This is a genomic window from Phenylobacterium sp. GW821-FHT12F10 (assembly GCF_058806695.1).
The window spans coordinates 1,961,241-1,978,735 of record NZ_JBXAPY010000001.1 but is presented as its reverse complement, the minus strand read 5'-3'; the positions used below and the strand labels follow the sequence as shown (position 1 = coordinate 1,978,735).

Here is a 17,495-nt window from a genome sequence, read left to right as displayed (position 1 = left end):
CACTTAGTCGATGAAAGCCTAGATTGGAGGCGTTAACAACGAATGAGGCGGGAACCTCCGGAGATCAAACGGAAAACTGCTCTGCGAGCACCCGTTCCTCGAGACTCCGGCCGGCGTCGAACAGCATGCGCATGCTGATGTCTCGGGCCTCGGCGACATGCACCTCCAGCACGTCGCGGACCTCGAAATTGTCGGCCACGGCGCTGACCGGCCGCTTGTCGGCCTCCAGGATCTCGAAACTGACCTTGGCGGTGTGGGCCAGCAGGGCGCCGCGCCAGCGCCGCGGCCGGAAGGCGCTGATGGGAGTGAGCGCCAGGACCTTGGCGTCCAGGGGAATGATCGGTCCGTGGGCGGAGAGATTGTAGGCCGTCGAGCCCGCCGGGGTCGCCACCAGGGCGCCGTCGCAGGACAGTTCGTTCAACCGCACCTTGCCGTCGATGGAGATTCGCAGCTTGGCGGTCTGCCGCGTCTGGCGCAGCAGGGAGACCTCGTTGATGGCCAGGGCCTTGTGCTCCTGGCCGCGGACGTCGAGGGCGGTCATGCGCAGGGGGTGGATCACGGCCCGCTCGGCCAGGTTGATCCGCTCCAGCAGGGCGTCCTCGCTGTACTCGTTCATCAGGAAGCCGACGGAGCCGCGGTTCATGCCGTAGATCGGCTTGGGCGTCCCGATCTGGTCGTGCAGGGTCTCCAGCATGAAGCCGTCGCCGCCGAGGGCCACGATCACCTGGGCGTCCTCCATCGGGGCGTCGCCATAGCGGGCGATCAGGGCGGCGCGCGCCTCCTGGGCTTCCGACCGGTCGCTGGCCAGGAAGGCGAGACGGGACACGAAGGGCTCGGCCTTGAACATGGCCCGAGGTGCGCGAGAAACGGCGGTCTTGTCAAACCCTGCCGGCGGCCTGACGGAAGGCGGCGTTGGCGATGTCCGGCGCGAAGGGGCCAAAGGCGCCCGAGGCCCGGCGCTCCCCCTCCGGGCCGCCGCCGGGGCGTCCGCCATTCAGTTCGCGGACCAGGGCCAGGATGGTGGGGAAGACGCTGCGGTCGATGCCGACGGCCGCGCAGGCCAGGGCCAGCAGCTCGGGGCGGTCGGAATCCACCGAGCGCCGGACATGGTCGGGGTCGAAGCGGCCCAGCGTCGCCAGGCCGCCGATGAACAGGGACAGCTTCTGCTCGCGCAGGGCCCGCAACAGGTAGCCGGGGCGCAGTTGACCGGCGATGTCGAGCTTGGCCAGCAGGCGCTGCTCCATCTCCTCGCGTTCGCCCTCGCGCTCGGTGACCTCGTGGCGTTCGTGGTCGGAGGGCAGGCCGCCGTGGGCCTCGCGCACCGACTCGGCGAGCGCCGCGTCCATGGCCTGGGAATCCAGCCGGAAGCGGGCTGTCAGGGCCTGGCGCAGGGCCTGGCCGACCCAAAGGTACATCTCGCGGGCCAGGTCGTCGGTCAGGGCCGGGTGGCGGGTCAGGGGCGAGCGCAGGGAGGCGACGCGGCGCGAGGCCTGGACCAGGGTCGTGATCTGGTCCCCGCCCACCTCGGCGCTGATGTTGCCGGCGAGCGCGGTCAGCACCGCCGGCTCGTTCTGCTTGAGGATGGCGATCACCACCGGCAGGCCGAGATTCGGGCGGCGGGCCACCTCGATCTGGTGCTCGATGGTGGCCTCCACCAGCAGGCGCACCAGGTCCTGGTCCTGCAGCACCGGGCTGGCGGCGATGATCGGCCGGGCGATCTCGATGTCGTCCAGGGCCAGGACATTGATCAGGGCGGCGGGCGCCCAGGCCGCGGTGGCCAGCTTCTCGGCCAGGCGGCGGCGGATGTCGCGCTCGGCCTCCACCACCAGGCTCATGAAGATGGAGGAGAGCAGGGCCTGGACCGGCGGGGCGCTCATCACCGCCTCGGCGCCGTCGCCGGCGTCGCACAGGTCGACGATGGCCAGCAGCAGGCGCTCGCGGTCGTGAACCGCGCGGCTCCTGGCGAGACCTAGAATCTCTTCGGTCTTGGCGGCTACGCTCAAACCCGTTTCCTTGCTGGAATCGTTCGCGGCGATTCTGCTCAGGACGGTATGAAAACATGGTTACAACCCGCTGAACACGCCTTCGGCGCATTGTGCAGCTTGAATGAGTTTAGGGGGCGAAATGGCCGAACCTTTGATCCTGGCCCTGGACCAGGGGACCACGTCGACCCGCGCCATCCTGTTCGACGCCCAGGGCCGCGCCCTGGCGGAGGCCGGCCGTCCCCTGGAGCAGTTCTATCCCGCCGACGGCTGGGTGGAGCACGACGCCAATGAGATCTTCGCCACCAGCGTCGCGGTGATGGCCGAGGCGATCGCCAAGTCCGGCCGGCCGATCGAGGACATCACCGCCATCGGCATCACCAACCAGCGCGAGACGGTGGTGATCTGGGACAAGGCCACCGGCGAGCCGATCCACCGCGCCATCGTCTGGCAGGACCGCCGCACCGCGGCCACCTGCGAGCACCTGCGCCGCGCGGGCCACGAGCCCCGGGTCACCGAGATCACCGGCCTGCTGCTGGATCCCTATTTCTCCGGCACCAAGATCGCCTGGCTGTTGGGGGACATCCCCGGCGCGCGGGCCCGCGCCCAGGCCGGCGAATTGCTGGTGGGCACCATGGATTCCTGGGTCATCTGGAAACTGACCGGCGGCAAGGTCCACGCCACCGACGCCACCAACGCCTCGCGCACCCTGCTGTTCGACATCAAGCGCCAGCGCTGGTCCGACGAGATGCTGGCCATGCTCGACGTTCCGGCCGCCCTGCTGCCCCAGGTGCTGGACTGCGCCGCCGACTATGGGGAGACCGACGCCGCCCTGCTGGGCCGCGCCATTCCGATCCGCGGGGTGGCCGGCGACCAGCAGGCCGCCCTGATGGGCCAGGGCTGCATCGCGCCCGGCGAGATGAAGGCCACCTATGGCACCGGCTGCTTCATGCTGCTGAACACCGGCGAGACCGCTCCCCTGTCGCGGGCCAAGCTGTTGACGACGGTGGCCGCACGGGTGAATGGGCGGACGACCTACGCCCTGGAGGGCTCGATCTTCATCGCCGGCGCGGCCCTGCAATGGATCAACGAGGGGCTCAACGTGCCCGGCGGCGGATCGGCCATCGAAGCCCTGGCCCAGGGCGCCAAGGAGGACCACGGGGTGGTCATGGTCCCGGCCTTCACCGGCCTGGGGGCGCCCTGGTGGGACGCCGAGGCCCGGGGCGCCCTGTTCGGCCTGACCCGCGACACCACGCTCGCCGAGATCTCCCAGGCCGCCTTCGACGCCTGCGCCCTGCAGACCCGCGACCTGGTGGAGGCCATGCGCGCCGACGCGCCCGACGCCTTTGGGAAGTCGGTGGAGATCCGCATCGACGGGGGCATGTCGCGCTCCTCCTGGTTCAGCCAGCGCCTGGCAGACCTCACCGGGGTGCCGGTGGGCCGGGCCACCTATCAGGAGACCACGGCGCTCGGCGCGGCCCTGTTCGCGGGGCTGGGGGCCGGGGTCTACGCTACGGTGGAGGAGGCCGCGGCGTCGCGGCCGGCCACCGAGCGCCACGATCCCAAGCTCGACGCGCACGGCCGCGAGGCCGCCTACGCCCGCTGGCTCGACGCCGTGGCCCGGGTGCGGACCGAGGGCTAGGGCCCGTCAGCGCCGCGCGAAGATCACCTGGGGTTAGGTCGCCGAGGGGCCGTACAGATCTTCCAGGTCCCTCAGGTATTGGGCCCGGTCGACGAACAGCCGGGCGGTGAGGCCGCAGGCCTGGGCGGCCGCCACATTGGCCGCCTTGTCGTCGAAGAAGACCAGGGCTTCGCGGGGCAGGGGGATGGCCGCCAGCATGGCCTCGAAGAAGGCGGTCTGAGGCTTGGCGGCCCCCAGGCGGCAGGAGAGGTGGAGGCCGTCGAACAGGGCGCCGTAGCCCAGGCCGTGCTCCAGGTGCGCGGCCCAGAAGGCGTCCTGATTGGAGCCGACATGGCAGGCGATGCCGGCCGCCCGCAGCCGGCGGACGTCCTCCAGCATGGCCGGGTCGGGGGCTACCGCGCGGGCCGCCCAGCGTGCCAGATAGACGTCGGCGCCCTCCGTCCAGCCGGCCTCGGCGAGAGCCCGGCCGCAGGCGGCGGCGAAGGTCGGGGCGTCGGCCAGGTCGGCGGCCGAGAGCTTGCCGCCATAGAGATCGGAGACGAAGGCCCGGTGCCGCGCCGCCGGCCAGATCCAGTCCTCGCCGAGGAAAGGCCCCGCGTGTTGCAGCACCCCGTCGGCGTCGAAGATCACCCCGCTCAGCTTCCTCGGACTCATGGGCGCAAGCTTCGGCCGGGGCATGCGCCCCGACAAGCCCGGCTTGACGCTGGGGCCCCGCGGCGCGACCCTGTAACCAACGATCACCAACGATCAGACGAGGGAGGCCGCCATGGCCGATGGTTCGCTTGCAGGCGTGAATTCTCTGAAGGGCAAGGTCAGCGCGGAGGAATGGGAAGCCCGCGTGGACCTCGCCGCCCTCTACCGGCTGGTGGCGCTCTACGGGTGGGACGACATGATCTACACCCACATCTCGGCCCGGATTCCGGGACCGGAGCACCACTTCCTGATCAATCCCTACGGCATGTATTTCGGCGAGATCACCGCCTCGTCCCTGGTGAAGATCGACCTGGACGGCAAGATCCTCCAGGAGACTCCGTACTTCATCAATCCGGCGGGCTTCACCATCCACTCGGCGATCCACGCCGCGCGGGAAGACGCCAAGTTCGTCATGCACCTGCACTCCGACCAGGGCGTCGCGGTCGCGGCCCAGAAGGAGGGACTGCTGCCCCTGTCGCAGCACGCCTGCATCGTCCTGCCGCGTCTGGCCTATCACGACTATGAGGGCATCGCCCTGAACCTGGACGAGCGCGAGCGCCTGGTGGCCGACATCGGCGACAAGACCCTGATGCTACTGCGCAACCACGGCACCCTGTCGGTGGGCGAGAGCGCCGCCGACTGCTGGACCGGCATGTATTACCTGGAGCGCGCCTGCCAGATGCAGATCATGGCCCTCTCGGCCGGCCGTGAGAACGTGCTGTTCGCGCCGGAGGCCGCCCAGACCGAGGTCAAGGGCCAGGTCATGCGCGGCATCGGCGGCAAGCTCGCCTGGCCGGGCGCCCTGCGCCGACTCGATCGGGAGCTGCCGGGCTACGACGCCTGACCGCGCACGGATGATTTTGGCATAACAACAGTCTGCGGGCGCTCCTGACGGGGCGCCCGTTTTCTTGGCGCTAACCGGTTGAATACAAGGCTCGCCCCCGCCAATTACGGCGATTGGGCGGTCTGTCTGCGTCCTATTTCCGGCCAGACACGTACAGCCATCGTTCTGTCACTGGACGGGCGCTACGTACTGACCATAAGACCGCGCGATAATTGAACCCCCTTGCCGCCCGCATTATCGAGGCGACGGAGTCCCCCCGCTTGCTACGACGCCATTTCTTCCTCGCCGGCGCGGTCCTTGTGCTGATCCTCATGTTGATCGCGGGCGCGTACAAGCTGACCCTCGGCAAGAAGGCGGGCCCGGGCGGCCCTCCCGCGGCCACGGCCCAAGGGCCCGGCGGCGGCCAGGCCGGACGGCAGGGCGGCGCCCAGCGTCCCGGCGGCATGGGCGGCATGGGCGGTCCGGCCGAGGTCTCGGTGGTCGCCATCCAGGCCCGGCCCTTCACCGACACCATCGACGTAATCGGCGTGGCCAAGGGCCGCCAGTCGGTCACCCTGACCGCGGCCGCCACCCAGCTGGTGGAGCGGGTGCGTTTCGCCCCCGGCCAGGCGGTCGGCAAGGGCGCCGTGCTGGTGGAGCTGAAGGCCACCGAGCAGGACGCCGGCCTCGCCCAGGCCCAGGCCAGCATGGTCCAGGCCCAGCGCGCCTATGACCGCTACAAGGCCCTCGGCCAGCAGGGCTTCGCCTCGAAGGCCATGATCGACCAGTACGAGGCCAACTATCTGTCGGCCAAGGCCAATGTCGCCGCGGCCCAGGCGCGCCAGGGCGACCGGCTGATCCGCGCGCCCTTCTCCGGGGTCGTCGGCCTGTCCGATATCGCCCCCGGCGCCCTGATCAATCCGGGCGCGGCCATCGTCACCCTCGACGACACCAGCGCCATCCGCGTCGATTTCCAGGTGCCCGACCGCTACATCGCCTCGGTCCGCCAGGGCCAGCCGGTCACCGCCACGGTCGACGCCTATCCCGGCGAGCGGATCAGCGGCCGTATCGCCCTGCTGGACACCCGCATCGACGAGAAGACCCGGGCGCTCACCGCCCGCGCCGAATTCCCCAATCCCGACCGCCGGCTGAAGCCCGGCATGATGATGCGGGTGGCCATCGCCCAGGGCACGCGCGTCGCGCTTTCGGCCCCGGAATCGGCGGTCTCGGTCCAGGGCGACAACGCCTTCGTCTACGTGCTCGCCAAGCAGGGCGACCGCACCGTGGCCGAACAGCGCCCGGTGGTCACCGGGGTGCGCCAGGACGGCTTCGTCGAACTGAAGGACGGGGTCGCCGCCGGCGACCGCGTGGTCGGCGACGGCCTCAACAAGGTTCAGCCCGGCCAGGCCGTTCGTCCGGCCGGCCAAGGCGGCCAGCGCCAGGGAGCGGGCGGCGCCCGGCCCGCGGCATGATGCTGTCCGACATTTCCGTCCGCCGCCCGGTGCTCGCCGCGGTGGCGGCGATCATCCTGTGCGTGGTGGGGCTGGCCTGCTTCACCTCGCTGTCGGTCCGCGAACTTCCCAGCGTCGATCCGCCCGTGGTCTCGGTCAGCACCACCTACCGCGGCGCCTCAGCCGAGGTGGTGGAGGAGCGGATCACCGAGGTGATCGAGCGTCAGGTCGCCGGCATCCAGGGCATCGATCGGGTCAATTCCTCCTCACGGGACGGCACCTCGCGGATCAGCGTCTCCTTCAAGCTGGACCGCGACCTCGACACCGCGGCCAACGACGTGCGCGACGCCGTCAGCCGAGTGAGTTCGCAACTGCCCCAGCAGGCCGACCCGCCGCAGATCGCCAAGGCCAACGCCGACGCCTCGCCGATCATGTTCCTGGCCTTCTCCTCCACCAAGCTGAACCGGCTGCAGCTTTCGGACTACGCCAACCGCTACCTGGTGGAGCGGATCTCCACCATTCCCGGCGTCGCCCAGGTGAACCTCGGCGGCAGCCAGCTCTATTCGATGCGCATATGGCTCGATCCGCAGGCCATGGCCTCGCGGGGCATCACCGTCGATGACGTCGAGACCGCGTTGAACGCCCAGAACCTCGAACTCCCTGCCGGCGCCCTGGAGGCGCCCGCCAAGGACTTCACCATCCGCGTCGCCCGCGGCTATTCCACGCCCGAACAGTTCCGAGAACTGCCGGTGACCGCCTCGCGCACCGCCGCGACGACCTCCGCCAGCGTGGCCGGGGAGGGCGGGGCCCTGGGGTCCAGCGCCACCGCCGGCGGCGCGGCCTCGGCCAGCGACGCGGGCTCCAACGCCTATGTCACCCGGCTGGGGGATATCGCCCGCATCGAGGAAGGGGCCGACGAGCGTCGCCGCACCTTCCGCTCCAACGGCCGCGACATGGTGGGCATCGCCATCACCCGCCAGAGCCAGGCCAACGACCTGGAGATCTCCAAGGGGGTCGCCGACCAGCTGCCGGAGATCAACAAGTCCCTGCCCCCCGGCACCAAGCTGGAGATCGCGGTGGACTTCACCGTCTTCACCAAGCACGCGATCCAGGAGGTCTGGATCACCATGGCCATCTCGCTGGCCCTCGTGGCCTTGGTGAACTTCGTCTTCCTGGGCACCTGGCGGGCGGCGGTCATCCCCTCGGTGGTGGCGCCGATCTGCATCCTCTCCACCTTCATCGTACTCGCCCCCCTGGGCTTCTCCATCAACCTGCTGACCCTGCTGGCCCTGGTGCTGGCCATCGGCCTGGTGGTGGATGACGCCATCGTGGTGGTGGAGAACATCCAGCGCCGGGTGGACGAGGGCGAACCCCCGGTGGTGGCCGCCCAGCGCGGCGCGCGGCAGGTGTTCTTCGCCGTGGTGGCCACCACCATCGTGCTGATCTCGGTCTTCGCGCCGCTGATGTTCCTGCCGGGCTATATCGGCAAGCTGTTCGTGGAGCTGGCCGTGGCCATCACCGCGGCGGTGGCCTTCTCGGCCCTGCTGGCGCTCAGTCTGTCACCGATGCTGGCCTCCAAGCTGTTGCGTCCGGCGCAGGGGGAGGGCTTCATCGCCCGCCACGTCGACTCCGGCATGGGCAAGCTGCGGGCCTCCTACCACGCCTCCCTCGACGCCCTGCTGGGCCGCCGCGCGGCCTCGGTCTCCGCCGTGGGCCTGGTGGTGGTGCTGGCGGGTCTCGCCTTCGTCCTCTTCAACACCCTGCCGCGCGAGCTGGTCCCCAACGAGGACCGCGGCCGCGTCGACATCAATATCCAGGGTCCCGAGGGCGCGGGTTACGACTACACCCTGCCGGCCGCCAAGCAGGTGGAGGCCCGCCTCCAGGCCCTGCTGAAGGACGGGACCATCAACCGCTATACCCTGGGCGTTCCGCGCTTCGGCCAGAACCAGTTCAACACCGGCAACGCCAACGCCGCCCTGCCCGACGACGCCAAGCACAAGATCAGCTCGCAGGACCTGGCCGCCCAGCTCAACAAGGACTTCTCCAAGATCACCGCCATCCGCGCCATCGCCTCGGTCCGTCCGAGCCTGCAGCGGGGCGGCGGCCCCGGCGGCGGCGGCAATGTCGACCTCATCGTGGTGGGCAACGAGTACCCGGAGATCGAGCGGCTGATCCGGCCGCTGATGACCGCGGTCCAGGCCAATCCCGGCATGGCGCGGCCGCGCCTGGACTATGAGCCCACCTCGCCGCGCCTGCTGGTGGACCTCGATCGCGACAAGGCCGCCACACTCGGGGTTTCGGCCCAGTCGGTGGGCCGGGCCCTGGAGACCATGTTCGGCTCACGCAAGGTCACCACCTACATTCGTGATGGCCAGGAATACGACGTCATCCTGCAGACCGACCGCGCCAACCGCCAGAACGAGACCGACCTGGCCAACCTCTATGTGCGCACCAACTCCGGCGCCACCATCCCGCTCTCCTCGGTGGTCACCACCCATGTGCGCGGCGACACCCCCGACCGGTCCCGGGTCGACCGCCTGAGGGCCATCACCCTCTCGGTTCAGCTCAATCCCGGCTACACGGTGGGCGAGGCGGTGACCTTCCTGCAGGCCGAGGTGGCCAAGCATCCCGGCACCACGGTGAAGTGGGGCGGCACGGCCCGCGACTACCTCGAGGCGGGCGGCGCCGTGGGCCTGGCCTTCGGCATGGCCCTGCTGCTGGTCTTCCTGGTGCTGGCCGCCCAGTTCGAGAGCTGGATCCACCCGGCGGTGATCATGCTCACCGTGCCGGTGGCGGTGCTGGGGGGATTGTTCGGCCTGCTGGTGGCCGGGTCCACCATCAACACCTACAGCCAGATCGGATTGATCATCCTGGTGGGGATCGCCGCCAAGAACGGCATCCTGATCGTCGAGTTCGCCAACCAGCTGCGCGACGACGGCCTGTCGATCCGCGAGGCGGTGATCGAGAGCGCCTCCCTGCGCCTGCGGCCCATCATCATGACCTCGATCTCGGCGGCGGCGGGCTCCATCCCGCTGATCGTCTGGGGCGGGGCCGGCGGGGAGAGCCGCAAGACCATCGGGGTGGTGATCTTCTTCGGGGCCATCTTCACGACCCTGCTGACCCTGTTCATCGTGCCGATCTTCTACAACCTGCTGGCTCGCTTCACGAAGTCGCCGCTCGCCACCTCGCGCCGCATCGAGGCCTTCGAGGAGGCCGAGCAGACCCGCGCGGCCAACGCCGCCGAATAGGCAAGAGCCCTCCCCGCCGAAGCGGGGAGGGAGGTGCGTCTATGGGATGGTTGCGCCGGCGGCGACGGGGGCGTCGCACAGCCGGCGCCGGTACGGCCCCAGCGGGGGAGGCCATACCCCTAGACCCGCCCTCACCAGGGGGGAGACGGGCGGGATGGAAATGTCGCGGCTGAGATGCTCGACCAGACCCGACCCCAATATGGTGAGGGTGTCCGCGATGCGCGTCAAGGTTGCCCAGGCGTCACCACACGTTTTCCGAGCGAACCCGTTATGTGGAGTTGAGGCGGGCCGTCCTGTGGTGGCGGGCGCGACCTGGGATCGAGCCGATCCCAGGTCATGATCGCGGCGCGGGCTAGTGAGCCTCGTTCGCCTCGTGGGCTTCGTTCCCCGCGTGGGGCTTGTAGCCGGTCTCGACCTTCAGATAGGCGATCAGGTCGACCCGGTCCTTGGCGTCCTTGACCCCGATGAAGGTCATCTTGGTGCCGGGCAGGAAGGTCTTGGGGCTGGTGAGCCACTGGTCGAGGTGCTCGGCGTCCCAGGTGAAGGTCGCGGCCTTCACGGCGTCGGAATAGTTGAAGTCCGCGGCCATGCCGGGCTTGCGGCCGAACATGCCGTAGAGGTTCGGGCCGGTCATGTTGGCGCCGCCAGGCACGATGGTGTGGCAGGACTTGCAGACGGCGAACACCTTCTTGCCGTTGGCCAGGTCGCCGGTGTTGTAGGGGGCCGGCAGGCTCTCCAGCAGCTCGTGCTTCTCCTCGTCGGTGGGCTCGGCCACGGCGGCGGCCGGCGCGGCGGCCTCGGCGTGCTCCTGGCTCTTCTCGCCCTTCTCGGCGGTCTTGCCGCAGGCCGACAGGCCGGCGAGGCAAACGGTGGCGACGAGCGTCAGGGCGAGGCGGCGCATGGGAAATCTCTCCAGTCAGGATGGCCGGCAAGCTACTCCAAGCCGCACCGTTGGCAAGCGCCTCAACCCCGCTTGCGCCGCTCCTTCTGGATGATCTCGTCCAGGGCCTGCAGGAACCGCGACCGGTCGTTGCGGTCGAAGGGCTTGGGGCCGCCCAGGATGTCGCCGGTGGAGCGCAACTGCTCCATCAGGGCCCGGTTGGCGATGGCCTGGCCGATGGAGTCGGCGGTGAAGGGCTTGCCGTTGGGGGTCACCGCGTGGCCCTGGGCCTGCAGGACGCGCTCGGCGAGGGGGATGTCGTTGGTCACCACCACGTCGCCGGGGGCCACGTGCTCGGCGATCCAGTCGTCGGCCACGTCGGGGCCGGCGTCGACGATCACCCGCTCGATCATCGAGGACTTCGGAATCATCATGAAGGCGTTGGAAACCACCCAGGTCTTCAGGCCATAGCGCTGGGCGACCTTGTAGATTTCGTCCTTCACCGGGCAGGCGTCGGCGTCGATGAAGATCTCGATGGGCTTGTGGGTCATGGCGCGTCCCTAGCGCCATCCACGGAAAAGCGACAGGGGCGCCGCAAGATCGGGCGCCCGGCCCATTCCGCCATCGCACGGCTTTTCATCCCCGCGGCGCGGGTGGAAGGATAGGCCATGGCCGCACCCCAGCCCCCCTTCGACGACGCCCGCGACGACCAGCGGTTCCCGACCCTGAGCGCCGCCGAGATCGCCCGCGCCCGGCGCTTCGGCGAGGCGCGGACCTATCCCGCCGGCGCCGCCATCGTCCGAGCCGGCGAGGCGGGCCACGGCCTGACCCTGATCCTGTCCGGCGCGGTGGACATCGTCGGGCGCGGGGAGGGCGGGGCGCCGCAGCTGATCGTCACCCATGGCCCCGGCGCCTTCATGGGAGAGCTGGCCCAGCTCAGCGGCCGCCCCAGCCTGGTGGACGCCACCGCTGTCAGCGACGTCGAGGCCATGGTCCTGCCCCCCGAACGCCTGCGCGCCCTGCTGGTGGCCGAGGCCGAGATGGGCGAGAAGATCATGCGCGCCCTGATCCTGCGCCGGGTCGGCCTGATCGAGCGCGGCGCCGGCGGCCCGGTGATCGTCGGTCACATCGGCGATCCGGACGTCCTGCGTCTGGTGGGCTTTCTGTCGCGCAACGGCCATCCGCACCAGACCCTGGACCCGCAGACCGATCCCGAGGCCCGCGCCCTGGTGGACCGCTTCAGCGTGGAGCCGGGCCAGCTGCCGATCGTGCTGTGCCCCGGCGGCCAGCTGCTGCGCAATCCCACCGAGGGGCAGCTCGCCCGCTGCATCGGCATGGTGGGGCCCATCGATCCCGACCGTATCTATGACGTGGCCATCGTCGGCGCGGGCCCCTCGGGGCTCGCCGCGGCGGTCTATGCGGGGTCCGAGGGACTCTCGGTCCTGGTGCTGGACTGCCGCGCCTTCGGCGGCCAGGCCGGCGCCTCCTCGCGCATCGAGAACTATCTCGGCTTCCCGACCGGGATCAGCGGCATGGCCCTGATGGCCCGAGCCTATAACCAGGCCCAGAAGTTCGGTGTGGAGATGGCCATCCCCGACGAGGCGATGAGACTGCCTCCCTCGGAGCCCGGCGCGCCCTTCACCCTCGAGCTCGGCGGCGACCAGCGCGCCCGGGCCCGCGCCGTGGTCGTCGCCACCGGGGCCCGCTACCGCCGCCTCGACATCGCCGACCTGCCCGACTTCGAGGGGGCCTGCGTCCACTACTGGGCCTCGCCCCTGGAGGGCCGCCTCTGCGCGGGCCAGGAGGTGGTGCTCGTGGGAGGCGGCAATTCGGCCGGCCAGGCGGTGGTCTATCTGTCGAGCCAGGTGAAGAAGGTCTGGATGCTGGCCCGGCGGCCGCTGGAGGCCACCATGTCCCGCTACCTGATTGACCGCATCCGCGCCCAGCCCAATGTGGAGGTGGTGACCCCGGCAGAGATCACCGCCCTGGAGGGCGAGGGCGGCGTCCTACGCACCGTCGCCTGGCGTGATCCAAGCAGCGGGTCCGAGACGACCCGCGACATCGGCCACCTGTTCCTGTTCATCGGGGCGGAGCCCAACACCGACTGGCTGGCCGGATCGGAGGTGGTGGTGGACGCCAAGGGCTTCATCCCCACCGGCCTGGACCTCGACCTGCGGGCCGGCGTCCTGCCCCGGCCCATGCAGACCAGCCGCCCCGGGGTCTTCGCCATCGGCGACGTGCGCGCCGGCTCGGTCAAGCGGGTCGCCGCCGGGGTGGGGGAGGGCGCCCAGGTGGTGGCCGCCCTGCACACCTATCTGGCCGACATCGGTCCCTTGTCCAATCGGGAGCCCAGCCATGCCTGACAGCTGCGCCCACGGCGACGCCATCCGCCCCGTGACCCCCAGCGCCAAGGGTTGCGAGGACTGCCTGAAGATCGGCTCCAGGTGGGTTCACCTGCGCCTGTGCCGCACCTGCGGCCACGTCGGCTGCTGCGACCAGTCCCCGCACCGGCACGCCACCGCCCACTTCCAGGCCACGGCCCATCCGGTGATCGAGGGCTACGACCCGCCCGAGGGCTGGGGCTGGTGCTATGTGGACGAGGTGTTCCTGGACCTGACCAACGACACGACCCCCCAGGTCGGGCCGATCCCGCGCTACGTCTGAGGCCGGAAGAACCACAGCTTCACCGCCTCGGTGGCCGCGATATAGGCCAGGACGACGCCCACCAGGGTCGCCATCAGGACCCCCGACAGGGGGGTGAGGCCAAACAGGGCCGAGAGCCGTCCCATATAGGGCGTGGCCAGGGCCAGGACCGCCACCCCCGCCGTGGTCGCGGCCAGCAGGGTCCCTGGACGGCTACGCCAGGCCGGCAGCCGGGTGCGCAGCACCATCACCACCGCCAGCTCGGTCAGCAGGGAGACCACGAACCAGGCGGTCTGGAAGGTGGCCTCGTTGGCGTGGAACAGGCGCAGCAGCACCGCGAAGGTCAGCAGGTCGAAGGCTGAGCTCACCAAGCCGAAGACGATCATGAAGCGACGGATGTCGGCGACCCCCAGCCGCTGGGCCGACCCCAGTTGGCTGGCCTCCACCGCGTCGGTGGAGATGGCGATGGAGGGCAGGTCGGAGAGGAAGTTGTTCAGCAGGATCTGGCTGGCCGCCATGGGCAGGAATGGCAGGAAGGGCGCGGCCAGCGCCATGCTCACCATGTTGCCGAAATTGGCGCTGGTGGTGATGCAGATGTATTTCAGGGTGTTGGCGAAGGTGCGGCGCCCGCCGACCACCCCGTCGCGCAGCACCCCAAGGTCGCGGCGGGTCAGCACCACGTCGGCGCTCTGGCGGGCCACGTCCACGGCGCCCTCCACCGAGACCCCCACATCGGCGGTGAACAGGGAGGGCGCGTCGTTGATGCCGTCCCCCAGATAGCCGACGCAGTGGCCCATCCGCTGCAGGGCGCGGACGATGCGCTCCTTCTGTTGCGGATCGACCTCGGCGAAGACGGTGGTGCGCTGGGCGAGGTTCCACAGGGCCTCGTCCTTCAGGGCGGCGACCTGCGCCCCGGTCAGCAGGGTGTCGGTGTCCAGGCCCAGGCTGCGGGCCACGTGGCCGACGACGTGGCGGTTGTCGCCGCTCAGCACCTTCACCGAGACCCCGAGCGCCGCCAGGGCGGCGATGGCGGCCGCCGCCTCGGGCTTGGGGGGATCCATGAAGACCAGGAAGCCCTGGAAACACATCCCGCTCTCGTCGGCCCGCACGTAGTCGGGGCGGACCTCCATCGTCCGCGTGGCCAGGGCCAGGACCCGGAAGCCTTCCTCGCCGCGCGCCTGGAAATAGGCCTCCAGGCGGGCCCTCGCCGCCGCCGTCAGGGGCGCCTCGTCATCGCCGTCGCGCCAGGTGACGCAGAGGTCCAGCACGTTGCTGAAGGCGCCCTTGGTGATCAGCAGGCGCGTCTGCGGCGTGGCCGGCGCCTGCGCCACGATGGTCAGGCGCTTGCGGGTGAAGTCGTAGGGGATCTCGTCGACCTTCAGCCACCCCGCGGTATCGAGACCCGCGGCCGCTCCGGCCGCCATCAGCGCCTCGTCCAGGGGATTGGCGATGCCGGTCTCGAAGGCGGCGTTCAGGAAGGCCAGGCGCGCCACCTCCGGCGAGGCCTGCCCCGCCGGGTCGGTCGCGGCCTCCAGGACGATCTGGCCCTCGGTCAGGGTGCCGGTCTTGTCGGTGCAGAAGACGGTCATGCCGCCCAGGTTCTCGATGGCGTCCAGTTGGCGGACCAGAACCCCACGCTTGGCCAGGTCCCGGGCGCCCGCCGCCAGGGTGACGCTGATGATCGCCGGCAGCAGCTCCGGCGACAGCCCGACCCCCAGGGCGACGGCGAACAGCAGGGACTCGATGAAGGGCCGGCCCAACAGCTGGTTCACCGCCAGGACGAAGATCACCACCGCCACCATCACCCGGATCAGCAGCCCGCCGAACTGGCGCACCCCGCGGGCGAAGTCGGTCTCCACGGGCTTGGTCTTCAGGCGCTCGGCGATGGCGCCGTACTGGGTGGCCTGGCCGGTGCGGATCACCAGGACCTCGGCCATGCCGCTGCGCACCGAGGCGCCCAGGAAGACCATGTTGGTCCGCTCGGCCAGGGGCGCGTCGGCCGCCGCCAGGCCCGGCCGCTTCTCCACCGGGAAGGACTCCCCCGTCAGGGCGGCCTCGCTCACCAACAGGTCCTGGGCCTCCAGAACGATGGCGTCGGCGGGCACGATGGCGCCGGCCGACAGCAGAACGACGTCGCCGGGCACGATCTCGCTGAAGGGGACGGCCGCCACCTTGCCGTCCCGCCGCACCCTGGCCAGCAGGGCCAGGCGCTGGCGCAGTTGGGCCACGGCGTTGGAGGCGCGGTATTCCTGGGTGAAGCCCAGGGCCGAACTGCCCAGGACGATGCTCAGGATGATGGCCGCCTCCAGCCACTCCTGCATCACCCCGGCGATCAGGGCGGCGAAGACCAGGATCAGCACCAGGGGATTCTGGACCTGTCGCAGGGCCAGGCCGAGGACGCCCTGGTGGCCTTCGTCACGCACGATGTTGGGGCCGGTCCGCCGCAGGCGCTCGGCCGCCGCGGCCGAGGTCAGGCCGTCGCGGGTGGCGCCCAGGGCCGCGAGGACGGCCTCCGCCGGACGGCTCCACTCGGGAGCCGGGGCGAGGTTGGGGAGCGGGGCGGGGCGGCGGGCCATGCGGCAGCATTGGCGGTGTGCGATCGGCCGCCTTGATCTGGATTAAGCCGCCACCGCCGCGCCCGCGGCAAATCGACCTAAGGTTGAAGCAAGCCCCGTGACAGGCGAATCTAGGAAGCGCATGATGAGACGTCCAACACACCCTTGGTTGTTGGGCAGGAGGTTCCCATGGCGCCGGAAGTCTTGCGGGCTCTGAACGTCGCCCATTTCGAACGACTGCTGTTGTCGGAGCGCGAGCCCGATCAGCGCCGTGTCATCGAACAGCTTCTGGTCGAGGAACGCGCCAAACCACTCAGCGCCTATCCTTGCGAGAACTCCAAGCGCCCCGGCGCCGGTGATGCGACGGGCCCGGTTTAGGCCCTAGGTCTTCAGCGACTGCCAGGCGGCCTTGATCTGGGCGAAGGCGGGGTCGGTCTCGGTTTCCAGGCTGTGCTTCTGGTTGATCTTGCAGCCCACCATGTCGTGGTTGCGCCACTTGGCCCGCACGATGAACACCTGGCCGTCCGGAACATGCAGGACGGTGAGCGCCTTGGGCAGGGGCACCAGGGCCGGAATCTCCAGCTTCAACCCGCTGGCGCTGACGTCGCGCATGGTGGCGTCCCACCAGGATCCGAGGTTGGGACCATAGAAGACCCGCACCCGGTCGCTGACGGGGGCGCGAGGTTCTACACGACGATCAATCCAGGCGGCTTCAGACATGGGCCAAGCTCATAGGCCAAGGATGCTAAATTTTTCTAAGCTTCGCCTTTCGCCGGCGGAATGCGGCGAGGCGGCGCAGGTCGGCGCATGAGAGGGGGTTCGAAGTGGTGCCGGATACAGGACTCGAACCCGTGACCTTCGGTTTACAAAACCGCTGCTCTACCAGCTGAGCTAATCCGGCGTCTGTCGTCGCCCGGGGCTGGGGCCGGGTCGCCATTCCTTAGCTGCTTCGCGGCGAGGGGGGCAACCGCTTCCGCCTGGGACGGGAACGAGCTTTGACGTGGGTCAACGAGCCTCGCCGCGCGGTCCCCTAGGGTCGGCGCCAGGAGGTGACCCATGTCAGACGCTCAACTTGGTCCCGCGACCTTCTTCCGTGAGGGCCCGATGGTGGTGGCGACCCTGAGCCGTGAGATCGCGGCCGATCCCCAGGCCGTCTGGACCGCCCTGACCGCGCCTGAACTGCTCCCGCAGTGGCTGGCGCCCGGAACGATCGAACTGCGGCCCGGCGGCGCGGTGCGGCTCGACTTCGGCGACAGCGGCGTGGTGGTCGACTCGACGGTCAGCGCCGTGGAACCCGGCCGCCTGCTGGAATATTCCTGGAGTGGCCCCGGCGAGCCTCAGCGGCCCGTCCGCTGGGAGATCGCCCCGCGCGGCGAGGCCGTCGACCTGACCCTGACCCTGAAGCTGCCGCCCGACGAGGACGCCGGACGCTCGGCCGCCGGCTGGGCGGCGCACCTGGAGATGCTGGCCTGCGCCCTGGCCGGGGTTCCCATCAAGTTCCCCTTCGAGGCCTTCAAGGCCACCCGCGACGCCTACCGCGACCTGGTGGGCGTGGAGGTCGCCTACTAGGGGCCACCG

The 17,495-nt window shown here is 70.1% G+C and carries 15 protein-coding genes and 1 tRNA gene; 8 read left to right on the top strand and 8 right to left on the bottom strand.

The features are described 5' to 3' along the window. Window positions 1-64: 64 nt before the first annotated feature. Window positions 65-847, bottom strand: a complete 783-nt coding sequence (locus AC1RN5_RS09990; RefSeq protein ID WP_421931145.1) for an NAD kinase — start codon at window positions 845-847, stop codon at window positions 65-67. 31 nt (window positions 848-878) lie between these two features. After that, window positions 879-2,003 carry a DUF2336 domain-containing protein gene (locus AC1RN5_RS09985; protein ID WP_493040996.1) on the bottom strand — a complete coding sequence of 375 codons (1,125 nt, stop codon included), beginning with the start codon at window positions 2,001-2,003 and terminating at the stop codon, window positions 879-881. A 121-nt stretch (window positions 2,004-2,124) separates the two neighbouring features. On the opposite strand from AC1RN5_RS09985, the gene glpK reads away from it, so the two are divergent. After that, a complete protein-coding gene (gene glpK / locus AC1RN5_RS09980; protein WP_493040995.1) occupies window positions 2,125-3,624 on the top strand; it encodes a glycerol kinase GlpK in 1,500 nt (499 codons plus the stop codon). A 33-nt stretch (window positions 3,625-3,657) separates the two neighbouring features. Here glpK and AC1RN5_RS09975 read toward each other — a convergent pair whose 3' ends face one another. Further along, the gene (locus tag AC1RN5_RS09975; protein WP_493040994.1) at window positions 3,658-4,278 is read right to left on the bottom strand and encodes an HAD family hydrolase; all 621 of its coding nucleotides are present in this window, start codon (window positions 4,276-4,278) and stop codon (window positions 3,658-3,660) included. 112 nt (window positions 4,279-4,390) lie between these two features. Here AC1RN5_RS09975 and AC1RN5_RS09970 point away from each other — a divergent pair, with 112 nt between their 5' ends. The 3 genes from AC1RN5_RS09970 to AC1RN5_RS09960 all read left to right on the top strand — a co-directional run bounded on the left by AC1RN5_RS09970 (window position 4,391) and on the right by AC1RN5_RS09960 (window position 9,839). Next, window positions 4,391-5,161 (top strand): class II aldolase/adducin family protein, encoded by a 771-nt coding sequence (locus tag AC1RN5_RS09970; RefSeq protein ID WP_493040993.1) that lies wholly within the window; start codon window positions 4,391-4,393, stop codon window positions 5,159-5,161. A 260-nt stretch (window positions 5,162-5,421) separates the two neighbouring features. Then, the gene (locus AC1RN5_RS09965) at window positions 5,422-6,612 is read left to right on the top strand and encodes an efflux RND transporter periplasmic adaptor subunit (RefSeq protein ID WP_493040992.1); all 1,191 of its coding nucleotides are present in this window, start codon (window positions 5,422-5,424) and stop codon (window positions 6,610-6,612) included. Then, complete coding sequence (locus AC1RN5_RS09960) at window positions 6,612-9,839, top strand: efflux RND transporter permease subunit (RefSeq protein ID WP_493041485.1); 3,228 nt, start codon at window positions 6,612-6,614, stop codon at window positions 9,837-9,839. The genes AC1RN5_RS09965 and AC1RN5_RS09960 overlap by 1 nt, the downstream gene beginning before the upstream one ends. A gap of 352 nt (window positions 9,840-10,191) precedes the next feature. Here the strand turns inward: AC1RN5_RS09960 and AC1RN5_RS09955 are convergent, their stop codons facing one another. Both AC1RN5_RS09955 and AC1RN5_RS09950 read right to left on the bottom strand, forming a co-directional pair. Next, on the bottom strand, window positions 10,192-10,740 hold the full coding sequence (locus AC1RN5_RS09955) for a c-type cytochrome (protein ID WP_493040991.1): 549 nt from the start codon (window positions 10,738-10,740) through the stop codon (window positions 10,192-10,194). A gap of 62 nt (window positions 10,741-10,802) precedes the next feature. Next, entirely contained in the window at window positions 10,803-11,270 is a 468-nt protein-coding gene (locus AC1RN5_RS09950) for a YaiI/YqxD family protein (RefSeq protein WP_493040990.1), read from the bottom strand. Window positions 11,271-11,387: 117 nt separating this feature from the next. On the opposite strand from AC1RN5_RS09950, the gene AC1RN5_RS09945 reads away from it, so the two are divergent. Together AC1RN5_RS09945 and AC1RN5_RS09940 are read left to right on the top strand one after the other, a co-directional pair. After that, window positions 11,388-13,082: an FAD-dependent oxidoreductase gene (locus tag AC1RN5_RS09945; protein ID WP_493040989.1), complete on the top strand. Its 1,695-nt coding sequence runs from the start codon at window positions 11,388-11,390 to the stop codon at window positions 13,080-13,082. After that, window positions 13,075-13,383, top strand: a complete 309-nt coding sequence (locus tag AC1RN5_RS09940; RefSeq protein WP_493040988.1) for a UBP-type zinc finger domain-containing protein — start codon at window positions 13,075-13,077, stop codon at window positions 13,381-13,383. The genes AC1RN5_RS09945 and AC1RN5_RS09940 overlap by 8 nt, the downstream gene beginning before the upstream one ends. Here the strand turns inward: AC1RN5_RS09940 and mgtA are convergent. Then, entirely contained in the window at window positions 13,374-15,938 is a 2,565-nt protein-coding gene (gene mgtA / locus AC1RN5_RS09935) for a magnesium-translocating P-type ATPase (protein ID WP_493040987.1), read from the bottom strand. The two genes, AC1RN5_RS09940 and mgtA, sit on opposite strands and share 10 nt — an antisense overlap. 168 nt (window positions 15,939-16,106) lie before the next feature. On the opposite strand from mgtA, the gene AC1RN5_RS09930 reads away from it, so the two are divergent. Then, entirely contained in the window at window positions 16,107-16,295 is a 189-nt protein-coding gene (locus AC1RN5_RS09930) for a hypothetical protein (protein ID WP_493040986.1), read from the top strand. 3 nt (window positions 16,296-16,298) lie between these two features. Here the strand turns inward: AC1RN5_RS09930 and AC1RN5_RS09925 are convergent, their stop codons facing one another. Further along, window positions 16,299-16,637: a PilZ domain-containing protein gene (locus AC1RN5_RS09925; protein ID WP_421931162.1), complete on the bottom strand. Its 339-nt coding sequence runs from the start codon at window positions 16,635-16,637 to the stop codon at window positions 16,299-16,301. 105 nt (window positions 16,638-16,742) lie between these two features. Continuing rightward, window positions 16,743-16,818, bottom strand: a tRNA-Thr gene (locus AC1RN5_RS09920). 155 nt (window positions 16,819-16,973) lie between these two features. Between AC1RN5_RS09920 and AC1RN5_RS09915 the strand changes: the two genes are divergently transcribed. Further along, complete coding sequence (locus AC1RN5_RS09915; protein WP_493040985.1) at window positions 16,974-17,486, top strand: SRPBCC family protein; 513 nt, start codon at window positions 16,974-16,976, stop codon at window positions 17,484-17,486. Window positions 17,487-17,495: the final 9 nt, after the last annotated feature.

Excerpts from the sequence above, each read along its gene's own strand:
- mgtA (WP_493040987.1), bottom strand. The coding sequence starts at position 15,938 with ATGGCCCGCCGCCCCGCCCCGCTCCCCAACCTCGCCCCGGCTCCCGAG.
- AC1RN5_RS09940 (WP_493040988.1), top strand. The coding sequence starts at position 13,075 with ATGCCTGACAGCTGCGCCCACGGCGACGCCATCCGCCCCGTGACCCCC.
- AC1RN5_RS09960 (WP_493041485.1), top strand. The coding sequence starts at position 6,612 with ATGCTGTCCGACATTTCCGTCCGCCGCCCGGTGCTCGCCGCGGTGGCG.
- glpK (WP_493040995.1), top strand. The coding sequence starts at position 2,125 with ATGGCCGAACCTTTGATCCTGGCCCTGGACCAGGGGACCACGTCGACC.
- AC1RN5_RS09930 (WP_493040986.1), top strand. The coding sequence starts at position 16,107 with ATGGCGCCGGAAGTCTTGCGGGCTCTGAACGTCGCCCATTTCGAACGA.
- AC1RN5_RS09955 (WP_493040991.1), bottom strand. The coding sequence starts at position 10,740 with ATGCGCCGCCTCGCCCTGACGCTCGTCGCCACCGTTTGCCTCGCCGGC.
- AC1RN5_RS09970 (WP_493040993.1), top strand. The coding sequence starts at position 4,391 with ATGGCCGATGGTTCGCTTGCAGGCGTGAATTCTCTGAAGGGCAAGGTC.
- AC1RN5_RS09950 (WP_493040990.1), bottom strand. The coding sequence starts at position 11,270 with ATGACCCACAAGCCCATCGAGATCTTCATCGACGCCGACGCCTGCCCG.
- AC1RN5_RS09990 (WP_421931145.1), bottom strand. The coding sequence starts at position 847 with ATGTTCAAGGCCGAGCCCTTCGTGTCCCGTCTCGCCTTCCTGGCCAGC.
- AC1RN5_RS09945 (WP_493040989.1), top strand. The coding sequence starts at position 11,388 with ATGGCCGCACCCCAGCCCCCCTTCGACGACGCCCGCGACGACCAGCGG.
- AC1RN5_RS09915 (WP_493040985.1), top strand. The coding sequence starts at position 16,974 with ATGTCAGACGCTCAACTTGGTCCCGCGACCTTCTTCCGTGAGGGCCCG.
- AC1RN5_RS09925 (WP_421931162.1), bottom strand. The coding sequence starts at position 16,637 with ATGTCTGAAGCCGCCTGGATTGATCGTCGTGTAGAACCTCGCGCCCCC.
- AC1RN5_RS09975 (WP_493040994.1), bottom strand. The coding sequence starts at position 4,278 with ATGAGTCCGAGGAAGCTGAGCGGGGTGATCTTCGACGCCGACGGGGTG.